Origin of the sequence: Novosphingobium sp. Leaf2, assembly GCF_001421325.1 — a bacterium.
In the GTDB taxonomy this organism is placed as follows: Bacteria; Pseudomonadota; Alphaproteobacteria; order Sphingomonadales; family Sphingomonadaceae; genus Novosphingobium.
Genome location: NZ_LMJY01000005.1, coordinates 150,990 through 165,343 on the forward strand (window position 1 = coordinate 150,990; position 14,354 = coordinate 165,343).

A 14,354-nucleotide genomic window follows, 5' to 3' on the forward strand; every position below is an offset into this window, starting at 1 on the left:
CAATCCCCCTCCCCTTCCAAGACGCCCGGTTAAGTCGGAACCGCCTTCAGTCAGGGGAGGGATCGTGCGGTTCAGCGCTGGTGCGGATTGGGATGGGGCGGCGAATCCGATCGAGTTCCTGCACGAGTTGCGCGTTGCGAAGTTCGAGCCGTTCCGCGCGCTGCTCGGCTTCGAGGGCGCGCTTCAGCAGGCTGGCGTTATGTGTCGCAAGTGCGACGTTGCAGCCTTCTGCATCACGAAGAGCCGTGCGTGTGCGATCCGTCTCACCTGCGATCCTTTCTGTGTCTTTAGCACGCTGCGCCTGAAGTTTCCGTAGAGCGTCAAGAACGCCGGCATGGTGGGTATAGATGATATTGCGGCCGACCCCAGCAGCTCGTGCGAGGGCGGCGACCGTCGGCGCAGTGGATGGGTCATTGGCGAAGGCGCCAAGAGCTTCGCGCAGACGGGCATCGGTCTTACCCCAGCGGCGGCCTTGCGGAGTGGACAGGTCAGGTTCGGACGCCATCGGCATTTTCCTCGTCGAGCTGGTCGAGGATGCAACGCGATTCCTGGATACGGGCCTCGGCAAGCGCGCGGCTCTCGGCGTCGAGATCATCCCGCTGGGCCAGCATGGTGTTACGTTCAAGGCGCGCTTCCCAGACGTGTCTATGCCGGTTGGTCACGGCGAAGTTGGCGCAGGTCGAGCAGGTAGTTTGAGTGCGAAGCACCGGGTTCGGCTCGCGCTCGCCGCCGAGGCACGCGGAGGTTTCGCGCCGGTACAGGCAGTAGCCCCAGTCGCAGATCCCGAGGCGCATATCCGTTTCGGCCAGGATCTCGGTGATGTAGACATCGACGTCGCCCGATCGCGTGCGGCCGCGGAACGGTGATCGTTCGGAGAGCATGATCCCTGCCTTGCCGGCAACATGCGGAGCCAGGAGCAGGTCTTCGAGCGCCTTGCAGGTTTCTTCCGCCGTTTGGTCGTCGATCAGCTCGGCAAGCTCGAAGTCGGTGCCGACATAGGCTCGGTCGGTCATCGCGCGGTGAACGTGGCCGAGGTGGTGTTGCAATGCCGTCAGGCCGGTACGATCACGCCGACCGATGAACCGCGAGAACGTCTTGCGCCCCTGATAAGTGGTCAGGTGCCAGGTGCCCCCTTGGTGATCTGGCAAGGTCAGGAATGGCGCAAACCGCTCATTCAAGCGAACGTTGACCATGGGTGGCCGCAGCCGCGCAATAGGCATGGACGTCGGCAGTGGCGATCGCCCCCTTCCGAGTTGGTGAAGCCAGAGATCCTTCTCCCCGCTGAGTTCACGAAGCGGAGCTGACAAACGTTCGAGTATGTGAATCGCCCGCTGAACCGGCTCAGGTGCGAGCCATCGGTGGACATTGCCGTGCTCCGTCAGCGACGTCTTCGTGATCGTACCGACCAGATAAACGTGCTCCTCTTCGTTGTCGTCGGCCGCGTGGCGTTCGATACAGCCCTCTTCGAGCCTCAGGATCTCTGAAGCTCTCGCGCCAACAAGGTAGGCAATGACAACGAAGCAGGCATCGCCAAGCCGGTCGAGCATGAACGCCAGGCGGCGCAGCGGCCATTCGGGATGTGCATACCGAAGCGCGCAGGGACAGGGTTCGTCCAGCATGGCACGTTTAATATGCCAGTGAAGACTCCGACCCTGGTGGTGCGGTCGGAGGCGTGCATAGAGATTTTCGAGATGGTCGCGAAGTGCGAGTATCTGGTCCGCCGCTTCGCCGAGCAGCTCGATCGCCCCGCTCACCAGTGGCACGGCGATCTCGTCGGGGGTGTAAGGATGGCCACCATAAGGTTTCCAATGGCGCTTCCCCACTGAAGCGGCGCGGGGCGGCGGCACAGGCGGTGCGTCATCGAGCTTTTCGCGCTGCATGTGGAAGGTGCGGATCGTGCCTAGATGACCTTCGGCAGTCCTAAGCGAAAGCAGCGCGCCGCTCCTGCCGCGACGAGCGCGAAGCATCGCAACGAACCCATCGACCGTGTCTTCATCAAGATCCTTGAAACGTCGGACATTCTCGACCGCCATCCATCGAACTAGGAAGCGGATGTTACTGAAGTGGCCTCGGATTGTGTTCTTTCGAAGTGGCATCCGACCTTCAGGTGGATCGTGCAGCAGCGAAAGTAGGAACAGTTCCGCCGCGCGGCGAAGCGGCGTCCACTGATCGTCGCTGAACCGGCTTTCATCCGGCATTTCGAAGTGCCAGTTAAACGACATCGCGGCGGACACGTCTTCGTTTCCGGGCGATGGCGGCGGGGTCGTGGCGAGCGAAGATGTCGGGACGGAGGCCATATTGCTATTCCAGATCCGGCAGCGGCGGCAGAAAGGGAATGAGCCGGTCCGCGTCTGGCATCATCTCGGGCGGGAACGCCGAAAGTAGGTCTTGCGTCAACACCTGAAGACTCGGCGCGTAGAAGAGGCCAAACCGGATTGGGTCGATACGCTCACGGGCTGATTCAAGATGCCGGATGGCCTGCACAATCCGTGCGAGATGATCTGGGTTGATCGGGACAATCAAGCCCGGACAGGTAAGGCAGCCACCCAGTTTCGGGCACACGTGGCCGGGGCGCGCGTGCCCATCGTCGGTTGGACGAAGACAGTCGTGGCCGAACAGCACCGTCACCGGCGCGCTGGTACTTGGCTCTTTATCTTGCGGGCGATCCGAGCCTGACTCGCCGCGCACCCATGTGATCATCAGCGACTGGAGTCGGCCGATCGTATCGCGTTCGAGGCGGCGAACGGCCTCCCCATCGACGTAGATATCTGTCGTAGCGACACTAACGTGGTTGAGGACCGACTTGGCCGCCATGATGTCGCCCTGCGACGCGGTATAGTGGGCGCTCGCCATGCTGCTGCGGAACAGCTTGGGCGAGAAGTCGGGAAGAAACGGCCGGCGCTTATCGGGATGAGCTTGGTTCCATAAGGCGATGGCGGCGTTCTGGCGCTCGTAGAACCGCAGCATTGCCCAACGCAACGTGGCCTGCGCGATCTGGCCGGCGTTATGCTCGCGTTCGTTGCGGCCGGTCGTCATGAGGAAGCGGTGCAGGAACAGCCGGTCGCGCTGGGACCGCTGCACATGCGGCAACAGAGGCGCCGTCATCGCAAGAAGCTTTTCTATCAGACGAGGCGCTGCATTGGGACGGCGATTGTCAAACGATCGCCGCTGCATGCGCTTCACCTTTCTGCCCGCGCGGGGTTTCGTCCATTCGACCATAATGCGATGCCGTTCGAGCGGATGGGCTACAAGGCAGTCGCGCTTGATCTGACGCAGTGGCCCGACATTGGCCGCCGTCTGAATTAGCAGCGCGATGTAGAACGCCGTCAGAGCATCGGTCGTTATATGCAGATAGCCCTCGATCGATGCGATCCGATGAGCTTTCGGCAGTCCCTTCGAATTGAAACCTAGGCGCCGCATACCATTGCCGCCCGGGGACAGACCATCGTTGGCCCGGTGGAGCCGCCATATCCATCGGTCCAATCCTTCTCCGCGCCACGAAGGTCGTGGCGGCAGCTCGGGCAGGGCTATGACGGCTTGGCCATACTGGAACTTGTCCCAGGCCGCATCGATCGCCGCATAGCAGGCTGCCAGCAGCGACCGCATCTGGGCGGGCGTTAACCGCTTCTGTGGCAGTCGCTGGCTGCCGGCAAGCGGGATGGCATTGTTCGGCACCGAGAGGTTGGGTGCGAACAGGCCCGGATTGTCCGCGATCGCGCGATTTAGGATCGGTCTGACCATACCGAGCTGGCCCGCTTGCGACTTTACGCTGCGCCTGCGTCCATTGGCGGGCTTCGCCAGCCAGGTGATGAATCGGCGTATCGTTGCCGTATCGAGGTCGGCCGCGCACCCGACCTGCGCGTCTTCACCCAGGAACCTCCCGAACACGCGCAGCGCGAACCAGCGAGAAGTACGGGTGGCGGCGCTGGATGCCACGTCATGATCGCGGAAGGCCTGGGCGATAGCTGCGCTAATGTCGTCCGGCATTCCGAACAGCGCTGGATCGAAGCGCTGGACGATCTCGCCCCATTCGTCGCGGAACTGGACGTCCGCAACATCCGCCGGATGGTCTGCCGGCACCGGATCGAGCCGCAGCGTCCGATCGAGGCGGCTCCTAGCCATCGGCGGGGATCAGCTCGCCATAGAGATAGGCAAGGCTCTCGCTCAGGTCGCGCTCGTGGAGCTCGACGCAGCGCAAATAGATCGCCGTGGTCGCGATCGAGGCGTGGCCGAGCAGCACCTGCACGACCTTGAGCGGGTTTAGATCGGGATTAGTGCGGACCTGCACCTGAAGACGGGCGAGCATTGCCATTGCAAAGGTATGGCGCAGCCAGTGCAGCGTGCCGTGAAGCCCTGAGGCCGCGAACGCTTCCGCGAACTGCGCCGTTAGGAGCGTGCGAGTCATGGCACGGCCATGTTGGTTCAGCAGGAGATTGGATGGTGCGCGGTAGCCCCGGTTGGCACGGCGGGCGCGGCGGACGATCCGGGCACGATCCTCGCCGATATACCAATGAGTATGATCCAGCAGCCGAAGCGGCGGATAAACCGTCCTTGGCCGGTCGCCTTTGGTGATATGCAGCGGCACGCCGACCAGCGGGTCGCTGGCGAGGCCGAGCGGCCAGCTATCGGGGATCTGGTCCACGGCGAGCGCGCAAAGCTCTTTGCGGCGCAGGCCCGCTCCGAGCGCCCATTGCGCAGCAAGGCGCGCTGTGGACCTGAGATGCGCAAACAGCCCGGCCAGTTCGTCGGCGCGCAGCGGCCGCGGCAGCCTTTCAGGCCGAGAGACGATCAGCGCGTTAACCTGTCGGCGCTGCAATCCGGGGCGATAAGCGCCGTTGAGCATCAGCGTCATCTTCTCAGTCAATCGGAACGGGCAATGGTCGATCAGTCCCCGATCGAGCGCCCAACCGTAGAAGCGGCAGACAGTGGAGACGCGCGCGTTGATCGTGGTCCGGGCATAAGGCCGCCCGGTATGCGAGCTAGGTTGTTCCAGCATGCGGTTGCGATAGGCGGCGATCACACGCTCGTCCGCCTCGCGCCATTCTATCCCAGATTGCTCGAGCGCGTCGAACCAGTCGTGTAGATGCTCACCGTAAGTCCGCACGGTTTCCGATGCCTGCGCGTGGCCACTGAGTTCGGCATGTTCAATGAGCCAGACGAAGGCAGGCTCGATAATCGCCATTTTGGCGTCAAACAGGATCGGGAAGCTTGCCGGGATACCCCGTTCACCGGTGCCCGCCCGCACAATGCTGACCATGGATTGCCTCCCCTCGCTCATGCGGGGCAACGATGGCGACCATGGCTTCTTTTGAGTGGTTTTGCGCAACGATTGCGACAAGCTGACGGCGGAACAAGGCCAGCGATGGATCGGGCTCACCGAGTGCCACCACTCATATAGAGCAGCATGGACCGCCGGCTTCCCGACACACGGTATCGTCAGGCGGCAGGTTCAAAAGCGCCGGGCGCTAGGGCCTCAAGAATCCTACAGTCGGCCATCGTGTTGCGACTACAAGAATCGATTAGCGTATCCAGTTCGGCTGCGAGCGCGGTCAGGTCTGCAATCTTTCGCGTAATCGCATTTCTGTGCTGTTTGGCGATCACGTCCACGGCCATGCAGGATTGTTCGCGACGATCGGCGAGCCCCATCAACTCGCGTACCTGATCAATCGAGAAGCCAAGATCGCGCGAGCGACGAATGAAGGACAAGCGCCGCAGATGCTCGCCCTCGTAGGTTCGATAGTTGCCGGCCGACCGCGCTGGTGCTGGCAGCAACCCGATCTGTTCGTAATAGCGGATCGTCTCGACCTTGGTGCCTGTCGCCAAAGCGAGCTTCCCGATCGTCAGTTTCTCAGACATTGCGCTTGACCCTCTAGCGACTAGAGGGTGCATATAGGCTGCCAGATCGATTCTATCGAGGTGGCGAACATGGCCTGCACGAGTTGCGCGTCCGACAAGACGGACACCCTCAACGACCCGAAGTGGCGGCGCGCGCTGTGGATCGCGCTCGCCATCAATGGCGGGATGTTCGCGGTCGAGATCGTCGCCGGGATCACGGGCGGTTCGAAAGCGCTCCAAGCCGACGCGCTCGACTTCTTCGGTGATGCCGCCAACTACGCGATCAGCCTTGGTGTCGCCGGGATGGCGATAGCCTGGCGCGCGCGCGCAGCGATGCTGAAGGGAGCGACGCTTGCGCTACTCGGACTTTATGTCCTGCTCGCGGCGGGTTGGGGCGCGTTCCACAGCGCTGTGCCTCATGCCGAGGTTATGGGTGTCGTAGGGGTCACGGCGCTGATCGCGAATGTCGTGGTTGCGGTGATGCTGTACCGCTTCCGCAGTGGTGACGCGAACATGCGCTCGGTCTGGATCTGCTCGCGCAATGACGCGATCGGCAATATCGCCGTGGTGCTGGCCGCAGGCGGCGTCTTCGGTCTGAACAGCGCGTGGCCTGATCTTGTGGTGGCCACGTTGATGGCGTTGCTCGGTCTGTCAGGCGGCTTCCAGATCATGCGACAAGCGCGCGCCGAACTGCGATCCGGTTTCACGCCTGCTCCTTCCAATTACAGGCAGCCGTTACATGGCAATCGGTAAGCTGCTAAAGCGGATTTCAATGCACCGGCTTTCCTCCTTGTTCCTCTGTCTCATGCTCATGCTGTCGCTTGGGTTGGGATCGGTCGCGCATGCGACCGAAGGCGTGAGATGCGTCGACCCTACCGCCGCCAGCTCGCTCGAACATAGCGTCGGTGACGGGGACCAGGTGCCGGCCGATGCCGACAAGTCCTACCCGCACCACCATGGTGGTTGTCACGGCCATCATATCGGCGTGCCCTTCGAGGCCGGTCTTGTCGCATCCGTGAACGAGCTGCCGATGGCGCCCATCGCGTGGAACAACGATCCGATGGCACCGGTGCCTTCGGACCCGGCCCTGCGACCACCCCAAGCCTGACGAACGCCTAATCCGCCGGGAGCTTCCCGCGCGGCACCTCAGGTTCGTCAGGAGTTCGTCACCATGTCCCGTTTCATCGCGGCCTTATTTGCCGTGGCGTCGTGCGCGTCGATCGCGCACGCGCAATCTTCCGAGCCGGCATCAACCCGTCCCCCACTCACGCTGGCGCGCGCGCTGGCGCTCGCCGGGGCAACCGCGCCTAGCCTCGAAGCTGCCACAGCAGGGGTGCGTGCGGCCGAGGCGGGGCGTACCGTCGCCGGCTATCGCCCCAATCCGTCGATCGTCGCCGAAACCGAGAACATCGCCGGCAGCGGTCAGTATCGCGGTCTCCGCAGTGCGGAGACGACCGCCGGCTTGGCGCTCCCGATCGAGTTGGGAGGCAAAAGGTCGGCGCGGATCGCGGTCGCCGACGCGATCGGCAACCGGGCGCGCATCGGTACGGTGCTGGCAGAGGCCGATCTGCGGCTTGCCGTCACGCAGCTCTACATCCAGGCAGCATCGGCCGAGCGTCGTGTCGTCACAGCGCGCGAACAGGCCGGCATCGCCCGTGAGGCGCTGCGCGCAGCCGGGGTCCGTGTGCAGGCGGGACGTGCGTCACCGCTCGAACAGCAGCGTGCCGACGTGCTGCGCATCAACGCAGAGACGGCTGTGGAGCGTGCCCAGCGGCTTGCCGAGGTGGCGCGAGACAATCTCGCGCGCCGGACCGGCCAGCCCGTGACCGCGCCCCTGGACCTCGCATGGTATGATCGTGTCGAGGGCTTCGGACCGGTGAGGCCGATCGAACCCGCCGGTACGCTCGCCCTGGCCGCGGCCCGTGCCGACGCAACGACGGCCGAAGCACAGGTGCGGCTCGCTCGCTCTCAGCGCGTTCCCGACGTAACGCTGAGCGCCAGCGCACGACGGCTCGAGGCGACCAACGACGTTGCCGCGGTATTCGGGGTTTCCATCCCCTTCCCCGTCTTCAACAACGGCAAGGCAGCCGTGGCCCAGGCCCGCGCGCAGAGCGATCAGGCGCAGGCCCTGCGGCGTGCCGCCGAGCTGGACGTCGCGCAGGACATCGCGAACGCTCAGGCGGAGGTGGCCAATGCCGCCACGTCCGCACGCAATGCGAGCGGCCCGGTGCTGGCGTCGGCTGCCGAGGCGGCTCGCATTGCCCGGATCGGCTACCGCGAGGGCAAGTTCGGCCAGCTCGACTTGCTCGATGCCGAGCGGACCCTGTCCGAGACGCGCACCGCCGCGATCGACGCGCTCGCCACCTATCACGACGCAAAGGCACGCCTGGAACGGCTCGTTGCCGCCGCGCCCTCCCGCGAGGAAACCATTCAATGACGAAGATCATCATGCGGGCGCTGGCGCCCGTGACCCTGGCCCTCATCCTTGCCGGATGCGGTGGAGCCGGCAGCAGTGGTGAAGCCGGCGAAAAGGTCGGAGCCGAAAAGACCGAAGGTGCCGAAGCCAGCGAGGCTAAGGAAGGCCCCAAGGATGTCGTCACCCTGTCCGCGCAGCAGATCGCTGACGCCGGGATCGAGGTCACGCGGCCGACGGTCGGCGGGGTGGCGGGTGCGATCGAGCTTTCGGCGACGATCGAAGGCGATCCGCAAGGCGTGCAGGTGGTATCAGCTTCGTTGGGCGGGCGGCTCGTCTCGCTGACCCGCAATCTCGGCCAGTCCGTCGGTCGTGGCGATCCCCTTGCCATCATCGAGAGCCGCGAAGCGGCGTCCCTCAAAGCCGAAGTGGAAGCCGCTCGCGCGCGTGCTGCCCTCGCGCAGTCGAACCTTCGCCGCGAGCAGCGCCTGTTCGCCGAGCGCGTCTCGCCGGAACAGGATCTCGTCGCGGCCCGGACCGCCGCGATGGAAGCCAGCATCGCGCTTCGCCTGGCACAGCAGCAATTATCCGCGACCGGTAGCGGGGGCGGTGCGCTCAACCGCATTGCGGTGCGCTCGCCGATCGCCGGTCAGGTCGTCGCGCGCTCCGCCACGCTCGGGCAGACGGTCGCAGCCGACGCCGAGCTTTTCCGGGTCGCCAACCTTTCCAAGGTCACGGTCGCAACCTCGCTGGTGCCTAGCGATGCGGGCCGGGTGAAGCCCGGCGCGCGCGTCGAGGTGACAGCCGCGGGGCGCCGTCAGGAGGGGCGCGTCACGTTCGTGTCTCCCATTCTGGACGAAACGACGCGTTTGGTGCCGGTGATCGTCACGCTCGACAATGCCGGCAGCACATGGCGCGTCGGCGAGACGGTCAACGTCTCGATTCTGGTGCCCGCCAGTGGGGACCGCACCGTCGCCGTGCCATCCGCCGCGGTCCAGATGATCGAGGACAAGTCATTCGTCTTCGTGCGGACCCCAACCGGGTTCCGGGCAACGCCAGTAACATTGGGGCGCACCAACGGTGGTCAGGTCGTCGTGACGTCCGGGCTTACCGGCTCGGAGCGGATCGCCTCCACCAACAGCTTCACGCTTAAGGCCGAACTGGGCAAGGGCGAAGGCGGGGATGAGGACTGAGCCATGATCGGTCGCATCGTCACCCTCTCCGTCGAGAAGCGTTGGTTGGTCCTGCTTCTCACCGTCGCCGCTGCGCTGCTCGGGATCGGCGCGCTGCGCCAGCTCCCGATCGACGCCGTTCCCGACATCACCAACAACCAAGTGCAGATCAATGTCGTCGCCCCTGCTCTCTCCCCAGACCAGATCGAGAAGCAGGTGGCGTTCACGGTCGAAACCGCGCTCGCCGGCATCCCCGGCCTCGAATATACCCGTTCGCTCAGCCGCAACGGCTTCGCCCAGGTCACGGCCGTCTTCACGGAGAAGACGGATATCTACTTCGCCCGTCAGCAGGTGGCGGAGCGGCTGCGGACCGCGGAGGAAGATCTCCCCGAGGGCGTGAACCCCGAGATGGGGCCGATCGCGACCGGGCTCGGCGACATCTTCATGTGGACCGTCGAGTACCGCGAGCTGGATCAGGTTCACCATCGCAACGGCGAGCCTGGGCTGCAACGAGACGGCAGCTACATCACGCCTGAAGGCGATCACCTCGTCAGCGAAGCCGACAAGGCAACCTACCTGCGCACGGTCCAGGACTGGATCGTCACGCCCCAGCTGAAAAGCACGGAAGGACTGGCGGGGGTCGACTCCCTTGGCGGCTACACCAAGGAATACCTCGTTGTTCCCGACGTGCAGCGCATGGCCGCCATGCGGCTGACGCTGCAGGACCTCACCACGGCGCTGGAGCGCAACAACACCAGCGCCGGCGCCGGCGTCGTCAATCGCAACGGCGAAGGACTGGCCGTCCGATCCGATGGGCGCGTGCGCAATGCCGACGAGCTTGCCCGCACTGTCGTCGCCACCCGGGAGGGTGTGCCGATACTGCTCAACCAGATCGCGACCATTCGAACGGGCCAGGCACTCCGCATGGGCTCGGCGTCCGAGAACGGCCACGAAGTGGTGGTCGGGACCGCCGTCATGCGGATTGGCGAGAATAGCCGCACAGTTTCGACGGGGGTGGGCGAACGGCTGACGCAGATCGGGCGCTCGTTGCCCGTCGATGTGGTCGTGAAGCCCGTGATGAACCGGACCGAGCTGGTAAACTCCACCATATCGACGGTCGCCCGCAATCTCGCCGAAGGCGCGCTGCTGGTCATCGTCGTCCTATTCGCCCTGCTCGGCAACTTCCGCGCGGCGCTGATCGCGGCCCTTGTCATCCCCATCACAATGCTGCTCACCAGCATCGGCATGTTGGAAGCCGGCGTCTCGGCCAATCTGATGAGCCTCGGCGCCCTCGACTTTGGCCTGATCGTCGATGGTGCCGTCATCATCGTCGAGAATGCATTGCGGCGCCTCGCCGAAGCCCAGCATGGCCGAGACAGCGAGCTGACGCTGGAACAGCGGCTCGGGTTGGTCGCGGCTTCAGCCCGCGAGATGATCCGGCCGTCCGTCTACGGGCAGGCAATCATCATCCTCGTCTACGCGCCCTTGCTCACCTTCACCGGCGTTGAGGGCAAGATGTTCGAGCCGATGGCGCTCACTGTCATCATCGCGCTCGTGTTCGCGTTCATCCTGTCGCTGACCTTCGTGCCCGCGGCTATCGCCATCTGGCTCAGCAAGCGCGTGGAGGAGAAGGAAAGCCGGGCCATCGCATTCCTTCGGCAGCGCTACGAACCAGGACTCGATGCGGCGATGCGTCGACCCACGCTCACGGTCGGCGTTGCTATCGGCGCACTGGCGCTTGCCGGCGTCGCCTTCACCACGCTGGGCCAGGAATTTTTGCCACAGCTCGATGAGGGCAACATCCTCGTGCAGGCCGTGCGCATCCCCGGCACGTCAGTCGATCAGAGCCAGGCCATGCAGTTCCAGGTGGAGAAGGCATTGGCCAAAGCGCCGGAGGTCCGCTTCGCCTTTTCGCGTACGGGTACGTCCGAGATCGCATCTGACCCGATGCCGCCAAACGCTACGGACACCTTCGTCATCCTGAAACCGAAGGCGGAATGGCCGGAGCCTGGCCTTTCCAAGGAAGAGCTGGTGGAGCACCTTGAGAAGCGTCTCTCCACACTTCCCGGCAACGCCTACGAGATCACCCAACCGATCCAGATGCGGTTCAACGAGCTGATCGCGGGCGTGCGCGGTGACATCGCCATCAAGGTGTTCGGCGACGACTTCGGCGAGATGAATGCGACCGCAGATCGGATCGCTGGCATTCTCCGGCGCACTCAGGGTGCCGCAGACGTGCGGGTCGAGCAGACCGAAGGTCTGCCGATGCTCGACATCCGGCCTAACCGCACTGCCATGTCGCGCGTCGGCGTAACCGCCGGCGACGTGCAGGACACGGTTGCGGCCGCGATCGGCGGCCGACAGGCCGGCGTGATCTTCGAGGGGGATCGCCGCTCCCCCGTCGTGATCCGGATGGCGGAAAGCGCACGATCGGACCTTACGGCCGTCGCCCAGGTGCCGGTGCCGACTGCCGCTGGCGGCTTCGTACCGCTCTCGACCGTGGCTGATATCGCTGTTGTCGATGGTCCGAACCAGATCACCCGCGAGAACGGCAAGCGGCGTGTGGTGGTGCAGGCCAACGTGCGCGATCGCGACGTCGCTGGCGTGGTGGCTGACGCCCGGGCAGCCATCGATGCTGAAGTGAAGCTACCGGCAGGGACGTACCTCGAATGGGGTGGTCAGTTCGAGAACCTCGCATCTGCCCGTGACCGGCTCAGCATCGTCGTCCCGATCTGCTTCGTCGTCATCATTCTCCTGCTCTACGGCGCGCTCGGCTCCGTCAGGGACGCGCTGATCGTGTTCACAGGCGTTCCGCTGGCGTTGGTGGGAGGCATTCTTGCGTTGGTGCTGAGAGGCATGCCGTTCTCCATTTCCGCGGCTGTCGGCTTCATCGCGCTATCCGGCATCGCGGTTCTCAACGGGTTGGTCATGGTGTCATCCATTCACGACCTGATGCGGGACGGCATGGACCGCACGCTTGCGGCCCATCAAGGTGCGCTGGTTCGGCTCAGGCCTGTCGCGATGACCGCCCTCGTGGCCTCGCTCGGTTTCGTACCGATGGCGTTGGGGCACGGCGCAGGAGCGGAGGTGCAAAAGCCGCTGGCGACCGTCGTCATCGGAGGCCTGATCTCCGCGACACTGCTCACCTTGTTTGTGCTGCCGACGCTCTATGCCCGTTTTGGTAGCCGTGAGCTGCCAAGGCCGGCCAAGCAGGTAGGCCCCGTTGCCGAGGAGCTGCCGGCATGAGCGAAGAGAGCTTCGATCTCGACACGGCCGAGAAGCGCCGGACTCTCTGGATAGTCCTGCTGCTCAACCTAGGGTTGGCGGCAGGCTTCGGCGTGTCCGGAGTGGCGGCGGATTCAAGCGCTCTGATCGCGAACGGGCTCGACAACGCCTCCGATGGGATCGTCTATATCATCAGCTTGTTCGCGCTCTCGCGCTCACAGGCCTGGAAACGAGGGGCGGCACTGACATCGGGCGTGTTGCTGCTGCTCTTTGCCGCCGGTGTGCTCCTCGATGCCGGGCGGCGCTACTTATCCGGAAGCGAACCGCTCGGCCCCACGATGATCGGGATGGCGATCGTCGCCGCACTCGTGAACGGTCTCTGCTTGTGGCTGCTGAAGCGGTTGCGCGAGCCCGATGTGAACATGCGGGCGGCGACGACCTTCAGCCTCAACGACTTCGTGTCTAACGGCGGCATCATCCTGGCCGGCGTGATTGTCCTTTGGACTGGGCAGAACTGGCCGGACCTCGTCGTCGGCGTTGCTGTCGCCGCTATTGCGGTGAAAGGCGGCCTCGAAATCCTGCGTGATGCTCGCTCCGACGCGGATACAGAAGGAAAAGACCAATGAGCGCAGGCCACGATCACGGCGGACACGCCCACGATCACACTGCTGGGGCGAACGCCAAGATGCTGAGCTGGGCGCTGGCGCTCACGACCGCATACCTCGTCGCCGAGGTAATCGGCGCCTTTGTCTTCAACAGCCTCGCGCTTCTCTCCGACGCAGCGCACATGCTCACCGACGTGGCAGCGCTGGTGATCGCACTGCTCGCGATCCGGCTTGGGCAAAAGCCCGCCGATGACAAACGGACGTTCGGCTATAAACGGTTTGAGATTCTGGCTGCCGCCTTCAATGCGCTGCTGCTGTTCGGCGTAGCGATCTACGTGCTGGTGGAGGCGGTGCAGCGGTTCCGCCAGCCTGAGGCGGTTCAGTCGACGGGCATGATGATCGTCGCCGTGATCGGCCTCGTCGTGAACCTCATTTCGATGAAGCTGCTCACGTCCGGCAAGGACGCGAGCATGAACGTCAAGGGCGCCTACCTTGAGGTTTGGGCCGACATGATCGGCTCCGTCGGCGTGATCGCGGGTGCGCTCGCAATACGGTTCACCGGGTGGACTTGGGTCGATCCGGTTGTGGCAGTTGGGATCGGCCTATGGGTGCTGCCCCGGACGTGGGTGCTGCTTCGGGACACCACGAACGTGTTGTTGGAAGGTGTGCCGGGGGGGATCAAGCTGCCGGAACTGCGTGCGAGCATCGCCGGTGTACCCGGTGTTGCCGGCGTTCACGACCTCCATGTCTGGTCGATGGCGTCGGACGATATCAACTGCACGGCGCACGTGACGCTGGTCGATGGCGCCGGTGCCCACGCGGTCAGGAAGGCCGTTGCGGACACGCTCGATAGCCGGTTCGGGATCGAGCATTGTACGATCCAGACCGAAGCAGCGGCCGAACCTTGCGAGGACACTGGGCACCTGCGCCCGTGAGCACGCGGTGACGACAAGAAAGCGATGGCGCTGGACGGAGGAAGCGGACGCAGAGCTTCGCCAGCGGATCGCCGCGAGACAGCCATTGGCAACGATTGCCAGAGAAATGGGAAGAACGATGGATGGCGTTCGCGGCAGGGCGGCATCGCTACGGGTCGCTCTCCCGTCT

12 protein-coding genes are annotated in these 14,354 nt (G+C 64.4%); 7 read left to right on the forward strand and 5 right to left on the reverse strand.

The window, feature by feature from the left end; all coding sequences use genetic code 11:
- Window positions 1-46: 46 nt before the first annotated feature.
- The 5 genes from ASE49_RS05375 to ASE49_RS05395 form a co-directional block, all read right to left on the reverse strand.
- Entirely contained in the window at window positions 47-505 is a 459-nt protein-coding gene (locus ASE49_RS05375; RefSeq protein WP_056769155.1) for a hypothetical protein, read from the reverse strand.
- Complete coding sequence (locus ASE49_RS05380; protein WP_056769082.1) at window positions 489-2,297, reverse strand: hypothetical protein; 1,809 nt, start codon at window positions 2,295-2,297, stop codon at window positions 489-491. The genes ASE49_RS05375 and ASE49_RS05380 overlap by 17 nt, the downstream gene beginning before the upstream one ends.
- Window positions 2,298-2,301: 4 nt before the next feature.
- Window positions 2,302-4,122: a site-specific integrase gene (locus tag ASE49_RS05385; RefSeq protein ID WP_056769083.1), complete on the reverse strand. Its 1,821-nt coding sequence runs from the start codon at window positions 4,120-4,122 to the stop codon at window positions 2,302-2,304.
- Window positions 4,115-5,257, reverse strand: a complete 1,143-nt coding sequence (locus ASE49_RS05390; RefSeq protein WP_056769084.1) for a tyrosine-type recombinase/integrase — start codon at window positions 5,255-5,257, stop codon at window positions 4,115-4,117. The genes ASE49_RS05385 and ASE49_RS05390 overlap by 8 nt, the downstream gene beginning before the upstream one ends.
- 179 nt (window positions 5,258-5,436) lie before the next feature.
- Complete coding sequence (locus ASE49_RS05395; protein ID WP_056769085.1) at window positions 5,437-5,856, reverse strand: MerR family transcriptional regulator; 420 nt, start codon at window positions 5,854-5,856, stop codon at window positions 5,437-5,439.
- Between the two features lie 69 nt (window positions 5,857-5,925).
- Between ASE49_RS05395 and ASE49_RS05400 the strand changes: the two genes are divergently transcribed.
- The 7 genes from ASE49_RS05400 to ASE49_RS05430 all read left to right on the forward strand — a co-directional run bounded on the left by ASE49_RS05400 (window position 5,926) and on the right by ASE49_RS05430 (window position 14,185).
- A complete protein-coding gene (locus ASE49_RS05400; RefSeq protein WP_056769158.1) occupies window positions 5,926-6,588 on the forward strand; it encodes a cation transporter in 663 nt (220 codons plus the stop codon).
- A complete protein-coding gene (locus ASE49_RS05405) occupies window positions 6,575-6,943 on the forward strand; it encodes a hypothetical protein (RefSeq protein WP_156370130.1) in 369 nt (122 codons plus the stop codon). Before ASE49_RS05400 ends, ASE49_RS05405 begins: the two co-directional genes overlap by 14 nt.
- 63 nt (window positions 6,944-7,006) lie before the next feature.
- Window positions 7,007-8,272 (forward strand): TolC family protein, encoded by a 1,266-nt coding sequence (locus ASE49_RS05410; protein WP_056769087.1) that lies wholly within the window; start codon window positions 7,007-7,009, stop codon window positions 8,270-8,272.
- A complete protein-coding gene (locus ASE49_RS05415) occupies window positions 8,269-9,441 on the forward strand; it encodes an efflux RND transporter periplasmic adaptor subunit (RefSeq protein ID WP_056769088.1) in 1,173 nt (390 codons plus the stop codon). Before ASE49_RS05410 ends, ASE49_RS05415 begins: the two co-directional genes overlap by 4 nt.
- 3 nt (window positions 9,442-9,444) lie before the next feature.
- Window positions 9,445-12,666 (forward strand): efflux RND transporter permease subunit, encoded by a 3,222-nt coding sequence (locus ASE49_RS05420; protein WP_056769089.1) that lies wholly within the window; start codon window positions 9,445-9,447, stop codon window positions 12,664-12,666.
- Window positions 12,663-13,271, forward strand: coding sequence for a cation diffusion facilitator family transporter (locus tag ASE49_RS05425; RefSeq protein ID WP_056769090.1), 609 nt, complete (start codon window positions 12,663-12,665; stop codon window positions 13,269-13,271). The genes ASE49_RS05420 and ASE49_RS05425 overlap by 4 nt, the downstream gene beginning before the upstream one ends.
- A complete protein-coding gene (locus tag ASE49_RS05430; protein WP_056769091.1) occupies window positions 13,268-14,185 on the forward strand; it encodes a cation diffusion facilitator family transporter in 918 nt (305 codons plus the stop codon). Before ASE49_RS05425 ends, ASE49_RS05430 begins: the two co-directional genes overlap by 4 nt.
- The last annotated feature ends 169 nt before the right edge of the window (window positions 14,186-14,354 follow it).